This window comes from Streptomyces mesophilus (assembly GCF_011044995.1).
GTDB classification, from domain to species: domain Bacteria; phylum Actinomycetota; class Actinomycetes; order Streptomycetales; family Streptomycetaceae; genus Streptomyces; species Streptomyces mesophilus.
Genome location: NZ_JAAKZW010000013.1, coordinates 1 through 14,801, shown reverse-complemented (window position 1 = coordinate 14,801; position 14,801 = coordinate 1). Strand labels below are relative to the sequence as shown.

General features: G+C 68.8%; 14 protein-coding genes. 13 read left to right on the top strand and 1 reads right to left on the bottom strand.

Going from position 1 to position 14,801, the window contains the following annotated elements; all coding sequences use genetic code 11:
• Positions 1-149: 149 nt before the first annotated feature.
• The 13 genes from G6045_RS06610 to G6045_RS06550 all read left to right on the top strand — a co-directional run bounded on the left by G6045_RS06610 (position 150) and on the right by G6045_RS06550 (position 13,974).
• Positions 150-1,409 (top strand): MFS transporter, encoded by a 1,260-nt coding sequence (locus G6045_RS06610; protein WP_165330868.1) that lies wholly within the window; start codon positions 150-152, stop codon positions 1,407-1,409.
• A gap of 9 nt (positions 1,410-1,418) precedes the next feature.
• Positions 1,419-2,780, top strand: coding sequence for a Pup--protein ligase (pafA, locus tag G6045_RS06605; RefSeq protein ID WP_165330867.1), 1,362 nt, complete (start codon positions 1,419-1,421; stop codon positions 2,778-2,780).
• A 133-nt stretch (positions 2,781-2,913) separates the two neighbouring features.
• Positions 2,914-3,879, top strand: coding sequence for an FKBP-type peptidyl-prolyl cis-trans isomerase (locus G6045_RS06600; protein ID WP_165330866.1), 966 nt, complete (start codon positions 2,914-2,916; stop codon positions 3,877-3,879).
• A gap of 71 nt (positions 3,880-3,950) precedes the next feature.
• Positions 3,951-4,322 carry an FKBP-type peptidyl-prolyl cis-trans isomerase gene (locus tag G6045_RS06595; RefSeq protein WP_165330865.1) on the top strand — a complete coding sequence of 124 codons (372 nt, stop codon included), beginning with the start codon at positions 3,951-3,953 and terminating at the stop codon, positions 4,320-4,322.
• Positions 4,323-4,449: 127 nt separating this feature from the next.
• Positions 4,450-5,403 (top strand): helix-turn-helix transcriptional regulator, encoded by a 954-nt coding sequence (locus G6045_RS06590; RefSeq protein WP_165330864.1) that lies wholly within the window; start codon positions 4,450-4,452, stop codon positions 5,401-5,403.
• 17 nt (positions 5,404-5,420) lie between these two features.
• The gene (locus G6045_RS06585) at positions 5,421-6,374 is read left to right on the top strand and encodes a helix-turn-helix transcriptional regulator (protein ID WP_165330863.1); all 954 of its coding nucleotides are present in this window, start codon (positions 5,421-5,423) and stop codon (positions 6,372-6,374) included.
• A 224-nt stretch (positions 6,375-6,598) separates the two neighbouring features.
• Positions 6,599-6,850, top strand: coding sequence for a hypothetical protein (locus tag G6045_RS06580; protein ID WP_165330909.1), 252 nt, complete (start codon positions 6,599-6,601; stop codon positions 6,848-6,850).
• Positions 6,851-6,860: 10 nt separating this feature from the next.
• Positions 6,861-7,058, top strand: a complete 198-nt coding sequence (locus G6045_RS06575) for a hypothetical protein (RefSeq protein ID WP_165330862.1) — start codon at positions 6,861-6,863, stop codon at positions 7,056-7,058.
• Positions 7,059-7,299: 241 nt separating this feature from the next.
• Entirely contained in the window at positions 7,300-7,581 is a 282-nt protein-coding gene (tatA, locus tag G6045_RS06570) for a Sec-independent protein translocase subunit TatA (protein ID WP_165330861.1), read from the top strand.
• A 47-nt stretch (positions 7,582-7,628) separates the two neighbouring features.
• Complete coding sequence (gene tatC / locus G6045_RS06565) at positions 7,629-8,588, top strand: twin-arginine translocase subunit TatC (RefSeq protein WP_165330860.1); 960 nt, start codon at positions 7,629-7,631, stop codon at positions 8,586-8,588.
• Between the two features lie 18 nt (positions 8,589-8,606).
• Positions 8,607-9,497: a diacylglycerol kinase gene (locus G6045_RS06560; RefSeq protein WP_165330859.1), complete on the top strand. Its 891-nt coding sequence runs from the start codon at positions 8,607-8,609 to the stop codon at positions 9,495-9,497.
• Positions 9,498-9,562: 65 nt separating this feature from the next.
• Positions 9,563-12,367 carry a DEAD/DEAH box helicase gene (locus G6045_RS06555; RefSeq protein ID WP_165330858.1) on the top strand — a complete coding sequence of 935 codons (2,805 nt, stop codon included), beginning with the start codon at positions 9,563-9,565 and terminating at the stop codon, positions 12,365-12,367.
• A 233-nt stretch (positions 12,368-12,600) separates the two neighbouring features.
• On the top strand, positions 12,601-13,974 hold the full coding sequence (locus tag G6045_RS06550; protein ID WP_165330857.1) for a cytochrome P450: 1,374 nt from the start codon (positions 12,601-12,603) through the stop codon (positions 13,972-13,974).
• 51 nt (positions 13,975-14,025) lie between these two features.
• Here G6045_RS06550 and G6045_RS06545 read toward each other — a convergent pair whose 3' ends face one another.
• Positions 14,026-14,574 (bottom strand): DUF1062 domain-containing protein, encoded by a 549-nt coding sequence (locus G6045_RS06545; protein WP_165330856.1) that lies wholly within the window; start codon positions 14,572-14,574, stop codon positions 14,026-14,028.
• Between the last annotated feature and the right edge of the window lie 227 nt (positions 14,575-14,801).

The window sequence follows — 14,801 nt, the reverse complement described above, 5'->3', positions numbered from 1 at the left end:
TGGCCGGCCCGTACGGGGCCGGGTGGTTGCCCTGTGCGGGACCGGTGGTCCGGGTCCGGGGCTGGACCGGTGGGCTGGGCTCATGGTACGTATAACCACGGACGTTATACGTAAAACTTCATCCTGGACCCAGCGAGAGGAGCCCGCCGATGGCCGCGGGATACGCGGAGCTGCTGCGCACACGGCATGCGGCGCGGCTGCTCACCGGCACCCTGGTGGGCCGGCTGCCGAGTGCCACCGGGCATATCGCGATCGTGCTGTTCACGCGCGCCGAGGGCGGCAGCTACACGCTCGCGGGCGTCCTGGCCGCCGTGTACGGGCTCGCCACCGCCGTCGGCCAGCCGCTCCTGGGCCGGGCCGTGGACCTGCGCGGACAGCCGCGGGTGATGCTGCCCGCGGCGATCGTGTCCGCGCTCGGGATGGCGCTGTTCGCGTTCGTGGGCATCGACTCGCTGCTCCTCGCGTACGTGGCCGTGGCGATCGCGGGACTCTTCACACCGCCGCTCGAAGGCGGCCTCAGGTCCCTGTGGCCGGGGGTGCTCAAGCGCGAGGACCGGGTGCACGCCGCGTATGCGATGGACGCGGTGGCGCAGGAAATCATGTTCACCGTCGGCCCGTTGATGGTCACGCTGATCGTCTCGCTGTGGTCGGCGGCCGGGGCGCTGCTCGTCATCAACGTGATCGGTGTCGCGGGCGCCCTGTCCGTGGTGGTCTCCGAGCCGTCGCGCACCTGGCGTTCGGCGCCGCGCGAGGCGCACTGGCTGGGGGCGCTGCGCTCGCCGGGATTGCTCGCGCTGCTCGGCTCGTTCTTCTTCGTCGGCCTCGCGCTCGGCTCCATCACCGTGGCCGGTGTCGCGTACGCCGACGACCACGGCCAGGAGTCCGTGTACGGCTGGCTGATGGCCGCGCTCGGACTCGGCGCCCTGCTCGGCGGCGCGTTCTACGGCGCGCGGAAGTGGACGGGCGCCCCGGAGCGCAGGCTGCGCATCCTCGTCGGGCTGCTCGCGCTCGGCTACGTACCCCTCGCCTTCACGCCGGACGTGGTGGCCATGTGCGTACTCGCCGCGGTCGCCGGCGTGTTCCTCGCGCCCTCGCTCGCGTGCGCCTTCATCGTCGTCGACCGGCACGCGCCGCGCGGCACCGTGACCGAGGCGTTCTCCTGGCTGGTGACCACCTTCGGGGTCGGCGCGGCGGTCGGAACGGGCGTTGCGGGCCCGGCGATCGAGAACGGTTCGACGGCCTGGGGCTTCGCCGTCGCGGGCGTCGGTGGAATCGCCGCGCTGTCCGTGCTGCTCGCCACCGTGAAGGTGCTCGCCGTTCCCGGACGCACCACGAATATCACCGGCTCGTCGGAAAGTGATCGAAAAGGGTCCGTCGAACCCGGTTTCAGCACGGAGCATCAGGCGTAATGTTCAGTCATGGACCGCCGAATTTTCGGGCTGGAGAACGAGTACGGCGTCACATGCACGTTCAGGGGACAGCGCCGTCTGTCACCTGACGAAGTGGCGCGGTACCTCTTCCGCCGTGTCGTGTCATGGGGCCGCAGCAGCAATGTCTTTCTGCGCAACGGCGCCCGCCTCTATCTCGACGTCGGATCACATCCGGAGTACGCAACTCCCGAATGTGACAACGTGACCGAGCTGGTCACCCACGACAAGGCCGGCGAGCGCATTCTGGAAGGCCTCCTCGTCGACGCCGAACGCCGCCTGCACGAGGAGGGCATCGCGGGCGACGTCTACCTCTTCAAGAACAACACCGACTCGGCGGGCAACTCGTACGGCTGCCACGAGAACTACCTGGTGGCACGGCACGGCGAGTTCTCCCGGCTCGCGGACATCCTGATCCCGTTCCTGGTGACCCGTCAGCTCCTGTGCGGAGCCGGCAAGGTGCTGCAGACCCCACGCGGCGCCGTGTACTGCGTGAGCCAGCGCGCCGAGCACATCTGGGAGGGCGTCTCGTCGGCGACGACACGCTCCCGGCCGATCATCAACACCCGAGACGAACCGCACGCGGACGCGGAGCGCTACCGCCGTCTGCATGTCATCGTCGGTGACTCCAACATGTCCGAGACGACCATGCTGCTCAAGGTCGGCGCCACCGACCTGGTGCTCCGCATGATCGAGGCGGGCACGGTGATGCGGGACCTGACCCTGGAGAACCCGATCCGGGCGATCCGCGAGGTCAGCCACGACATCACCGGCCGGCGCAAGGTGCGCCTCGCCTCCGGACGCGAGGCCTCGGCGCTCGACGTGCAGCGCGAGTACTACGAGAAGGCCGTGGACTTCGTCGACCGGCGCGGCATCCGCACCGGCACGGTCGCCCAGGTACTCGAACTGTGGGGGCGCACCCTCGACGCCATCGAGGCGGAGGATCTCGACCGGATCGGCACCGAGATCGACTGGGTCATGAAGTACAAGCTCATCGAGCGCTACCGGGCCAAGCACAACATGACCATGTCGCACCCCCGGGTCGCGCAGATAGACCTCGCGTACCACGACATCCACCGTCGGCGCGGGCTGTACTACCTGCTCGAGAAGAGGGGCCAAGCCGCCCGTATCTGCAATGACATGAAGATCTTCGAGGGCAAGTCCGTGCCCCCGCAGACCACCAGGGCGCGGCTGCGCGGCGACTTCATCCGCCGAGCGCAGGAGCAGCGCAGGGACTTCACGGTGGACTGGGTGCACCTCAAGCTCAACGACCAGGCGCAGCGCACCGTGTTGTGCAAGGACCCGTTCCGCTCCGTGGACGACCGGGTGGAGAAGCTCATCGCCGGGATGTGATCCGGCGGCAATCCGCCTGCGGGCCCGTACCGAACCATCGGTACGGGCCCGCAGGCATGCCCTACATGGACGGCGTACGGCTTGGCCGTAAGGTGGCGGGCACCGAACACTCCTGCAACCCCAGAGGACCACTGTGCGACGCCGACTTGCCGGCCTTGTGCTCGTTCCGCTGCTGCTGCTGTCGACAGCGGCCTGCGGCGACGACAAGGGCTCCGACTCCGACTCCTCCTCGTCCGCCGTGAGCAAGGGCGGGCTGCCCGCCATCACCGCCGGTGAGAAGTTCGGCGAGAAGCCCACCCTGGCCAAGGGCAAGGGCACTCCGCCGAAGGACCTGAAGGTCGAGGTCATCAGCGAGGGCAAGGGCGAACCGCTGGCCGACGGCGACAAGGCCCAGGTGAACTACCTGGGGCAGCTGTGGGACGGCGACAAGCCGTTCGACAACAGCTTCGACCGGGGCCAGCCCTTCGACGTCACCCTCGGCGGCGGCGGTGTGATCGAGGGCTGGCAGCAAGCCCTCAAGGGGCAGAAGCAGGGCAGCCGCCTCGAGGTCTCGATCCCGCCGGAGCTCGGCTACGGCGACCAGGGTCAGGGCGACATCCCGCCGGGCGCCACGCTCGTCTTCGTGATGGACGTCGTGAAGGCGACGAAGGGCACCCCGATCCCCAAGAAGATCGAGGGCGGCAAGGTCGTCGACCAGACGGACGCGAGCCTGCCCAAGATCGGCACCAATGAGGACGGCAAGGAGCCCGAGGTCACCATCCCGAGCGACAAGGACGCGCCGGGCAAGCTGGTCTCGAACTACGTCATCGAGGGCACCGGCGACGAGCTGAAGGCGACCGACACCGTCGCCGTCTCCTACGTGGGCAAGCTCTGGAAGGACGGCAAGACCTTCGACAGCAGCTACAAGAACGGCCAGCCGGTCACGTTCCCGCTGAACCAGGTCATCCCGGGCTGGTCGAAGGGTCTCGAGGGCAAGAAGGTCGGCAGCCGCGTGCTGCTCGTCGTGCCGCCGGCCGACGGCTACGGCGACCAGGCGCAGGGCCCCATCCCCGCCAAGTCGACGCTGGTCTTCGCCGTGGACATCCTGGCGAAGATGTAACGCCGTGGACACCCTGGCGAAGATGTAAGACTGTCCGGGTTGCCCATCCGTAGAAATCAGGAGCAATACACGTGAGCATCGAGAAGCCCGAGGTCGACTTCCCCGGTGGCGAGCCCCCGAAGGACCTTGACATCAAGGACATCTGGGAAGGTGACGGCCCCGAGGCCAAGGCCGGCGACAACGTCCAGGTCCACTACGTGGGCGTGTCCTTCTCCACCGGTGAGGAGTTCGACGCGAGCTGGAACCGTGGCAACCCGCTGCCGTTCACGCTGGGCGCCGGCCAGGTCATCGCGGGCTGGGACCAGGGCGTGCAGGGCATGAAGGTCGGCGGCCGCCGCCAGCTGGTCATCCCGCCGCACCTCGCCTACGGCGACCGCGGCGCCGGCAGTGCGATCAAGCCTGGCGAGACGCTGATCTTCGTCTGCGACCTGGTCTCGGTCTGATCCGGTCCGGTTCGAACATTTGAGGGCCCTTGCCTGTTGGCAAGGGCCCTCGGCTTTTGCCCCGCTACCCGGGGACGGTACGGTCGAGCTTCGTAGTGGCTGTCCAGGAGGGGTGGAGAGGGCGTCGATGGCGATTGCCAAGGCAGAGCGGCTGATGAATCTGGCGCTGTGTCTGCTCGGGACCCGGCGACCGCTGAGCAAGCGTGAGCTGCGCGGTTCCATCGAGGCCTACCTCGAAGCCAACTCGGATGACAGCTTCAACCGGATGTTCGAGCGCGACAAGGATGATCTGCGCGAACTCGGCCTGGTCATCGAGACGGTGGAGAACCTGGACGGCGAGGTCGGCTATCTCGCCCGCCGCGACTCCAACCACCTGCCTCCTGTGACCCTCGACGCCGAGGAGGCCGCCGCACTCGGCGTCGCCGCCAAGGTCTGGCAGCAGGCACGGCTCGCGGGCGCGGCCAGCGGCGCCCTGCAGAAGCTGCGCGCCGCGGGGATGCCCGAGGACGTGAATCCGTATGAGAGCCATGGCGCGCTCGAACCGCGTATCCCCGTTCACGAAACGGCCTTCGAGCCGCTGATGCTGGCCTGCCGCGACCGCAGGCCCGTCGTCTTCGACTACCGCAAGGCCACCGCCGCGCGCCCCGAGACCCGGCATGTCGAGCCGTGGGCCCTGGAGTGCTGGCGCGGCCACTGGTACCTGGCCGGCTGGGACCGCGACCGCGGCGCCGAGCGCGTCTTCCGGCTCTCGCGGATCACCGGCAAGGTGCGTTCGCGCGCGGGCAAGTTCACCGCCGAGATCCCCGATGTCGTCACCGTCCGCGAGACGGTCGCGGGCTGGGCCGGCGAGATCACCGACCGGACCGCGCTGATCCGGCTGCGCACGGAGGCCGGCTATCCGCTGCGCGCCAAGGCCGCCCGCGTACGGGAACTCGGCGACGGCTGGGACGAGTTGGAGATCCCGTACGGGCACGGGCTCGACGCCTGGCTCGTGGAGTTCGGGCCCGATGTGGTCGTACTGGAGCCCGCCGAACTGAGGGCGGACGTCGTGGACCGGCTGCGCGCCGTGGCCAAGGGCTGAGGGGGAGCGGAACACTCATGGCTGCCAATGCCATCGACCAGACACGGCGCATGCTGTCCCTGGTGACCTATCTGCGCGAGCGCCCGGGCGCCCGCGTCGCGGATGTCGCGCGCGCCTTCGGGGTCACCGAGGCCGAGCTGATCTCCGACCTCGACGTCCTGCCGCTCTGCGGGACGAGCTTCCGCGGCGGTGATCTACTCGACATCGACACCGACGGCGAGCGGATCTGGTGGCACAACCCCGACGATGTGGCCGCCCCGCTGCGGCTCGCCGCCGACGAGGCCACCGCGCTGCTCGTGGCCGCGCGTGCCGTCGCCACGCTGCCCGGGCTGCGCGAGAGCGACCGGGAGGCGCTGGTGCGCGCCACGTCCAAGCTGGAGGCCGCCGCGGGCGAGACCGCTTCGGCCGGCGACCGGCTCTCGGTCACCTTCGAGTCCGAGGGCGGTGTCTTCGCCGAGGTCGACCGCGCCATCTCCGAGCGCCGCCGGCTCTGGGTGCGCTACTACTCGCCGGCCCGCGACGAGCTCACCGAGCGTGAGGTCGACCCGATCCGGCTGTTCGCGCTCGGCCACACGTACATGGAGGCCTGGTGCTACCGCTCGGAGGCGCGGCGCACCTTCCGGCTCGACCGGGTCGCCGAGATCCGGATCCTCGACGAGGCCGCCGCACCGCCGGAGCTCGAGCTGCGGGACCTGTCCGAAGGGCTCGTACAGCCCTCGGCCGACGACCCGGAGGTCGTGGTCGAGGTCGGGCCCGGCGGGCGCTGGGTCGCCGAGTACTACCCGCACGACAGCGCGGAGGAGCTGCCCGAGGGCGGGCTTCGGATCACGCTGCGCACCCCGGACCCGGCGTCCCTGAAGCGCCTCGCGCTCCGGCTCGGCCGGGACGGGCACATCGTGGCGCCGCAGGACCTGGCGGACAGTGCGCGCAAGGCGGCCAGGGCGGCGCTCGAGGCGTACGAGCAGGTCTGATCGGGTCGGGTCAGGTCTGCGCGCAGGGCTGATCGAGGCGTATGAGCAGGACAGAACGAGACGTACGGGCAGGACCGAGAGGAGCTGTGACGGTGCGGACACTGGATGCGTCGGGCGGGGTGGACGAGTCGGGCGGCTCGGGCGGTCTCGCGGGGCCGTGGAGTGCCGGCACGGTGGGGCGCTGGTACTCGCCCAACCTCGAGACGGAGTCCAGTAATTCGGAAATGTCCGGATTTAGTCGTACGGTCGCAGGCGCTCCGGCTGTCTTCCGCGCCGGGTGCCCCGACTGTCGTTCCCGCTTCGTACTCGCCGCCGCGGCGCTGCGGTTGGTGATGGGGGCCAGCGACCGCACCACCTTCTACTCCTTCTCCTGCCCCGACTGCGGCTCGTCCGTCCGCAAGCCGGCGGGGGAGCGGATCGTCGAACTCCTCACGCACGGTGGGGTGCGGACCCTGCGTCTGCACTCCACGGTCTAGGCTTGCGCCCATGCTCTGGCCCATGATCGCGATCGCCCTCGGCTTCCTCGGGCTCGTGGTGCTCGCCTTCTTCGCCGTACGGGTCTTCGTCGAGGTCCGCCGCCTGGGCGCCCAAGTCGCCGAGACCTCAAGGAAGATCAGCGTCGCGGCGAACGATCTTGAGCGGGCTGCGGCGGATATGTCCCGAACCGGGCGCGAGGTTCTGTAAGGCGCCTGAGCTGCGCCTTCGATAATTGACCTGCGTGGACTCCAACTTGCTCGGCCGGGCGGGTACGCTCCTTAGGCAGTGACCCGGCAAGGAGGCGTCGGGTCAGCAACCGGGAGTACGCACAGGCATTGCCTCAGGTTCACTCCCGGGGGTTACGATCGCTGTCAGCGCGGTGATCGGATGTCTGTCCGGGTCGCCGGGCACATGTTCCCTGTCGCCTCGGTGAAGAAGGTAAACGGCTATGAACCTCGGGGCCCCCGAAATCATCCTGATCCTCGTCGTGATCATCCTGCTGTTCGGCGCCAAGAAGCTTCCCGACATGGCGCGCTCGCTCGGCAAGTCGGCCCGCATCCTGAAGAGCGAGGCCAAGGCGATGAAGTCGGATGACAACAAGGACGCCGCCGCCGGCCCGCCGCACACCGACGAGCAGGTACCCCCGGCTCAGCGCACGATCCAGGCCGCTCCCGGCGACGTGACCAGCTCGCGTCCGGTGACCGAGCCCACGGATACCACCCAGCGCTGACCGAGTGCAGGTCACGTCCGGCCTGCCGCACGAGATGAGGACGTGGGTTGCTCAAGTCTGCCCGCAAGCAGGAGCAGGAGAAGGATCCCGAGGGGCGGATGCCGCTCCAGGAGCACCTGCGCGAGTTGCGCAGCCGCTTGGTCAAGAGCCTGCTGGCCATCATTGTCACGACGGTGCTCTCGCTCCTGATCTACAGGGACGTCATCGAGTTCTTCACCAATCCGATTCTCGGTGCCGTCGGCTGCGACATGAGCTTCGACGAGCTGCAGCAATCGGGTGCGGAGAAGTGCGCCCGCATCACGCAGAACGGTCTGATCAGCCCGTTCACGCTCGCGCTCACGGTCTCCTTCACGACGGGTCTCGTGCTGGCCACGCCGGTCTGGCTCTACCAGCTCTGGGGCTTCATCGCGCCCGGTCTGCACCGGAACGAGAAGAAGTACTCGCTGGCGCTGGTCTTCACCGGGTTCCCGCTGTTCCTGCTCGGCGCGTACTTCGCGTACTGGTCGCTGCCGAAGATGGCCAGTGTCCTGATCCAGTTCTCGATCGTCGGCAGTGAGAACTTTCTGCCGCTCGACGACCTGATCAACCTGATCATGCGGATGATCGTGGTCTTCGGGTTTGCGTTCCAGTTGCCGCTGCTCCTGGTGATGCTCAACTTCGGTGGCATCGTCTCGGGCGCCAAGCTGCTCAGCTGGTGGCGCGCGATGATCATGGGCATCACATTGTTCGCGGCCATCGCCACTCCGAGCACCGACCCGGTGTCCATGCTAGCCCTGGCCGTTCCCATCTGGGTTCTGTACTTCGGTGCGGTCGGCGTCTCGCTGATCAATGACAAGCGCCGGTCGAGGGCCGAAGCGGAAGGGCCCGCCGACGACGAGGCCTCCGACCTCGACCTCACCCCCGAGGACATCGGCGAGATCGAAACCGTCTCCGCCTCCAAGGCCCTGCCCGAGCAGGCCTCCGGCGACGGGGAGCGGCGGATGAACGGTTACGACGACGTCACCTGACCTTGTAGGGTCCGGGCCGTGACCAGCGAGATCACCCTCTTCGTCAATCCCACCGCGGGACGCGGCCGGGGCGCCCACGCGGCGCAGCCGGCCGCTCGCGCGTTCCGGGACGCCGGTTTCTTTGTACGTACGGTCGTCGGCGAGGACGCCGACGACGCCCTGAGGCGGGCCCGTGAAGCCGTCGGCCAGGGGACCGGCGCGCTGGTCGCCGTCGGCGGGGACGGGATGATCAATCTCGCGCTGCAGGCCGTGGCCGGGACGGACACCCCGCTCGGAATCGTCGCGGTCGGCACCGGCAACGACTTCGCCCGCGCTCTGGGTCTGCCGATACGTGACCCGGAGGCCGCCGGCCGGCTCGCCGCGCGGGCGCTCAAGGGGGCGACGACGAGAGCCGTCGACCTCGGCCGTATCGGCGATCGCCTCTTCGGCACCGTTCTCGCCTGCGGCTTCGACTCGCGGGTCAACGACCGCGGAAACCGCATGCGTTGGCCCAGTGGCCGCTTCAAGTACGACCTCGCGATGATCGCGGAGCTGGCCGCGTTCAAGCCGTTCCCGTTCCGGATCCGTCTGGACGACGGGCCCGTCCAGGACGTCGACGCGACGCTGATCGCCGTCGGGAACGGATCCTCGTACGGCGGTGGCATGCGCATCTGCCCCTCGGCCGCGGTCGACGACGGGCTTTTCGATGTGACCGTCGTGGGGGACTGCTCGCGGGCGACGCTGCTCAAGGTGTTTCCGCGGGTCTACAAGGGGACGCATGTCGACCACCCGAAGGTCACCGTGCACCGTGCCGCGAAGATCACGGTCGAGGCGGCCGGCATCACGGGATACGCCGACGGGGAGCCGCTGGGGCCGTTGCCGCTGACCGCCGTGTGTGTGCCGGGAGCCGTTCGCGTACTCGCCGGGTAAAGCCTCGTTGTCGGGTCAACAAAGATCGCGACGCTGTCAGTGCCTGCGGGTAGGCTCGAAGCAAGATGACTGAGGACCTCTCACCGGCCGAGCGATATGCGGCAGCACGGGTGCGCGCTGCCGAGCAGGCCACCGCACTCGCGTCCTTCCGCGAGATGTACGAATTCGGTCTCGACCCCTTCCAGATCGAGGCCTGCCAGGCGCTGGAAGCGGGGAAGGGCGTCCTAGTCGCCGCCCCGACCGGCTCCGGCAAGACCATCGTCGGCGAGTTCGCCGTGCATCTCGCCCTCGGACAGGGCAAGAAGTGCTTCTACACGACGCCCATCAAGGCGCTGTCCAACCAGAAGTACGCGGACCTGGTGAAGCGCTATGGCGCGGACAAGGTCGGCCTCCTGACGGGTGACAACAGCGTCAACTCCGAGGCGCCCGTGGTCGTGATGACCACCGAGGTGCTGCGGAACATGTTGTATGCGGGCTCGCAGTCGCTGCTCGGCCTCGGCTATGTGGTGATGGACGAGGTGCACTACCTCTCCGACCGCTTCCGTGGCGCCGTATGGGAAGAAGTGATCATTCACCTTCCCGAGTCGGTCACGCTCGTCTCGCTTTCGGCCACGGTGTCGAATGCGGAGGAGTTCGGCGACTGGCTCGACACGGTACGCGGGGACACCGACGTGATCGTCTCCGAGCACCGGCCCGTGCCGCTGTTCCAGCATGTGCTCGCCGGGCGGCGGATGTACGACCTCTTCGAGGAGGAGTCCGCGGCCAAGAAGCGCGAGGTCAATCCCGATCTCGTACGGATGGCGCGGCTCGAGGCCAGCAGGACGCCGCACGGCCCCGGCCGGCGGCGCGGGCGCGAGGCCGACCGGGAGCGGGAGCGCCGGCAGCGCTCGCGGATCTGGACGCCGTCGCGGCCCGAGGTCATCGACCGGCTCGACAGCGAGGGCCTGCTGCCCGCGATCACCTTCATCTTCAGCCGGGCCGCCTGCGAGGCGGCCGTACAGCAATGTCTGTATGCGGGGCTGAGGCTGAACGACGAGGACGCGCGGCTCAGGGTGCGCGAGATCGTCGAGGAGCGCACGGCCGCGATTCCGAACGAAGACCTGCATGTCCTGGGGTACTTCGAGTGGCTCGAAGCCCTTGAGCGGGGCATCGCGGCGCATCACGCGGGCATGCTGCCGACCTTCAAGGAGGTCGTCGAAGAGCTGTTCGTGCGCGGCCTGGTGAAGGCCGTCTTCGCCACCGAGACGCTGGCACTGGGCATCAACATGCCCGCGCGCTCCGTGGTGTTGGAGAAGCTCGTCAAGTGGAACGGTGAGCAGCACGCCGACATCACCCCCGGTGAGTACACCCAGCTCACGGGCCGTGCGGGCCGGCGTGGCATCGACATCGAGGGCCATGCGGTGGTGCTGTGGCAGCGCGGCATGAACCCCGAGGCGCTGGCGGGCCTGGCGGGCACGCGTACGTATCCGCTGCGGTCCAGCTTCAAGCCCTCGTACAACATGGCGGTCAATCTCACCCAGCAGTTCGGGCGGCACCGCTCGCGTGAACTGCTCGAGACCTCGTTCGCGCAGTTCCAGGCGGACAAGTCGGTCGTCGGTATCTCGCGCCAGGTGCAGCGCAACGAGGAGGGGCTCGACGGCTACAAGGAGTCGATGACCTGCCACCTCGGGGACTTCGAGGAGTACGCGCGGCTGCGGCGCGAGCTCAAGGACCGCGAGACCGAGCTGGCCAAGCAGGGGGCGGTGCAGCGCCGTGCCGAGGCGGCCGTGGCCCTGGAGAAGCTCAAGCCGGGCGATGTGATCCATGTGCCGACCGGCAAGTACGCGGGGCTCGCGCTCGTGCTCGACCCGGGGCTGCCCGCGGGGCGCTCCAACGGGCACCGTGGCTTCGAAGCCCACGACGGGCCGCGCCCGCTGGTGCTCACCGTGGAGCGGCAGGTCAAGCGGCTCGCGTCGATGGACTTCCCGGTGCCGGTCGAGGCGCTCGACCGGATGCGGATCCCCAAGTCGTTCAACCCGCGCTCGCCGCAGTCCCGGCGCGATCTCGCCTCCGCGCTGCGCACGAAGGCCGGGCACATCCGGCCCGAGCGGCACCGGCGCGGACGTGCGGAGGCGGCCGACGACCGCCAGATCGCACGGCTGCGGGCGGAGCTCCGGGCGCACCCGTGCCACGGCTGCGACGAGCGGGAGGACCACGCCCGCTGGGCCGAGCGTTACCATCGGCTCCTGCGCGACACCAAGCAGCTGGAGCGGCGCATCGAGGGGCGGACGAACACGATCGCCCGCACCTTCGACCGCATCGTCGCCCTGCTCACCGAGCTGGACTATCTGCGCGGCAATGAGGTCACCGAACACGGCAAGCGGCTCGCGCGGCTTTACGGCGAGCTCGATCTGCTTGCTTCGGAGTGCCTGCGCGAGCGGGTCTGGGAAGGCCTGACTCCGGCCGAACTGGCCGCCTGTGTATCGGCGTTGGTGTACGAGGCGCGGCAGAGCGATGACGCCATGGCCCCCAAGCTGCCCTCGGGCAAGGCCAAGGCGGCACTCGGCGACATGGTGCGGATCTGGGGGCGCCTCGACGCGCTCGAGGAGGACTTCGGGATCAGCCAGACCGAGGGCGTCGGTCAGCGCGAGCCCGATCTGGGCTTCGCTTGGGCCGCTTACATGTGGGCCTCGGACAAGGGCCTGGACGAGGTGCTTCGCGAGGCGGAGATGCCGGCCGGTGACTTCGTGCGCTGGTGCAAGCAGGTCATCGATGTGCTCGGGCAGATCGCGGCGGCCGCGCCCAAGGAGGACAGCACCGTGGCGAAGAACGCGCGCAAGGCCGTGGATGCGTTGCTGCGCGGGGTGGTTGCGTACTCGTCCGTGGGCTGAGTGCTTGGTTGTGGTGTTCGGCTGTGTGAGGCCGGTGCGCCGTTCCTTGTCGGGGGCGGCGCATCGGCCTTTTCCACAGGCGTCGGTGGTGGGGTGGGGTGTTTGTCATATGAGTGGGCGTCATGATCTCGAACGGTTATCCACAGGGGTGGCGGTGCGTTCGAGGCTCCGATTTCATGGCGTCACATGCGGCGCCGTGAACGAACTGCGCCACCAGGGAGGGGAGTTCGACCATGACCACGGAGTCTGCTGCGGGCGTGGATGCACGGCCGCAGGGTCCCGAGCTGGTGCCCGGTCCGCGCGGCGTGCCACTGCTCGGCAATCTGCCGCAGTTCGGCAAGGACCCTCTCGCATTCTTCGAGCTGCTGCGGGAGCGGGGTGAGATGGTCGGCTGGCGGTTCGGCCGCACCTCATGTGTGTTCCTCACCGAGCCGGACCACATAGGGGAGTTGATGCGGGAGATCGAGGGCACCTTCGAACAGCCCGACCTGGGAATCGCCTTCCGCACGGTGATGGGTAATGGTGTGACGGTCGCCAAGGGCAGGGACTGGCGGCGCAAGCGGTCCCTGGTGCAGCCTTCGGTGCGGCCGAAGCAGGTCAAGTCCTATGCGCAGACGATGGCTTCCTGTGCGATCGAGGTGGCCGAGACCTGGTCGGACGGTCAACGGATCGACATCAAAGGGGAGATGGCGACGCTGACGCGAAGGATCGCCGTTTCCACCATCTTCGGTGTGGACACCGAGTCCGACTCCGAGACGATCGGCGAGGCCATGGAGGTGGCGCTCAAGGAGATCGGGGCGGAGTTCAGCGGGCTCGGTGCGGTGCTGCCGGACTGGGTGCCGACGCCTGGGCGGGCGCGCATCAAGAAGGCCGCGGCCGTGATCGACGCGGAGGTCGCCCGGATCGTCGCGGCGCACCGGGACGCCCCCGACGAGCGGCCGGATCTTCTGAGCCGGCTGCTCACCGCCCAGGACGAGACGGGCGTGCGACTCACGGACGTCGAGATCCGCGACGAGGCGGTCACGCTCTACATCGGCGGCCATGAGACCACCAGCTCGACCCTGGTGTGGGCCTGGCATCTGCTCTCGCGCAACCCCGGGGCGCGGGCGGCACTGGGCGAGGAACTGGACCGCGTCCTCGGCGAGCGCGACCCGGGCTTCGAGGACTACGCGGATCTTCCGTACACCCAGGCCGTGGTGAAGGAGACCTTGCGGCTCTACCCGACGATCTGGCTGCTCACCGGCCTGGCCAAGGAGGGCGCGTCGATCGGTGGGCGGCCCATGCCCAAGGGCACCCGAGTGTGGAGCAGCCAGTGGGCGACGCATCGCGATGCGCGCTGGTACAAGGACGCCGACGCGTTCCGTCCCGAGCGCTGGGCGGGGGCGGAGGGGGAGGAGATACCCGAGTACGCATGGTTCCCGTTCGGCGGTGGGCCGCGTGTCTGCCTCGGGGCGCGCTTCGCCATGGTGGAGGCGGTGCTGATCCTGGCAGTGATCGCACGGCGCTTCGAACTCCTGGTGGATCAGGAGGAGATACGTCCGGTGCCGTCGCTGACGCTGCAGCCGGACCGGGAGGTCACTGCGGTGGTGAGGGGGAGGGTCGGCTGATCCCTGGGTCTGTCCGGCATCCCGCCGGACAGACCCTGGACTCGATGGGGGTCAGAGCTTGAGCGTGAAGGTGAAGTCCTCCGCGACTTTGCCGGTCAGGCGGACCGCCGAGACGAGCTTCCCCTCCGTGATCCGTCTCTCGACTTCCGCGCGCGACAGGCCGCAGCCCGTGGCAATCAGTCGTGTCGGCCGGACCGGGATCCGCGCGGTGAAGCGGACCGTGATGTCGATGACCTCACGGTCCAGATGATCCGACCCGTTGGTGTCGAGACGCCAGGCGCCCGACCAGTCGAGGGCGATCCGATTGCGGTGCTGCACGGCCGGATCCTGGAGCAGTTCGGCGACCAGGCCGAGGTCGTTGTCGTGCAGTCGGTCGAGCAACTCCGGCTGTACGGAGCGCACTTGAGCCCGCTCGAGCAGGGGGAGCTTGGCGGTGTCCCCGCACGAGGTGCAGAGCACGAGAAGCCAGGCGTCGATGAGCTTGTGGTGGGCGTTGACGCGGAATTTGCCGCTGGGTCGGAAGCGGTCGGACGCGCAGGAGTGGCAGCGGCGCAGGACGTGCGGGAGGCGAGTGGGCATGACAACCCAGTGATTGAGCACAGGGGTACACCGGTTTCAGTGAGAAGTCCGCAGCAGGAAGCAGCGCGGCGCACAGGGTGCGGCGCGCGGAGAAATCAGCGCTTGGGAGGTCTCACACGGTGTACAACGGCACGTCCTTGCCCCAGACGACCAGGTCGGGCAGCACGTTAGTGGTGCGTGGTGGCGTTGCTCCACCGGTTTTTCCGGGTGCCTGAGGCGGGAGGGGGCGGCCTCGGACCGGGGTGGTG

Bases quoted from the DNA above. Each gene is read 5' to 3' on its own strand.
- G6045_RS06585 (WP_165330863.1), top strand. From the start codon at position 5,421: ATGGCTGCCAATGCCATCGACCAGACACGGCGCATGCTGTCCCTGGTG.
- G6045_RS06590 (WP_165330864.1), top strand. From the start codon at position 4,450: ATGGCGATTGCCAAGGCAGAGCGGCTGATGAATCTGGCGCTGTGTCTG.
- G6045_RS06555 (WP_165330858.1), top strand. From the start codon at position 9,563: ATGACTGAGGACCTCTCACCGGCCGAGCGATATGCGGCAGCACGGGTG.
- pafA (WP_165330867.1), top strand. From the start codon at position 1,419: ATGGACCGCCGAATTTTCGGGCTGGAGAACGAGTACGGCGTCACATGC.
- G6045_RS06575 (WP_165330862.1), top strand. From the start codon at position 6,861: ATGCTCTGGCCCATGATCGCGATCGCCCTCGGCTTCCTCGGGCTCGTG.
- tatA (WP_165330861.1), top strand. From the start codon at position 7,300: ATGAACCTCGGGGCCCCCGAAATCATCCTGATCCTCGTCGTGATCATC.
- G6045_RS06580 (WP_165330909.1), top strand. From the start codon at position 6,599: ATGTCCGGATTTAGTCGTACGGTCGCAGGCGCTCCGGCTGTCTTCCGC.
- G6045_RS06610 (WP_165330868.1), top strand. From the start codon at position 150: ATGGCCGCGGGATACGCGGAGCTGCTGCGCACACGGCATGCGGCGCGG.
- G6045_RS06550 (WP_165330857.1), top strand. From the start codon at position 12,601: ATGACCACGGAGTCTGCTGCGGGCGTGGATGCACGGCCGCAGGGTCCC.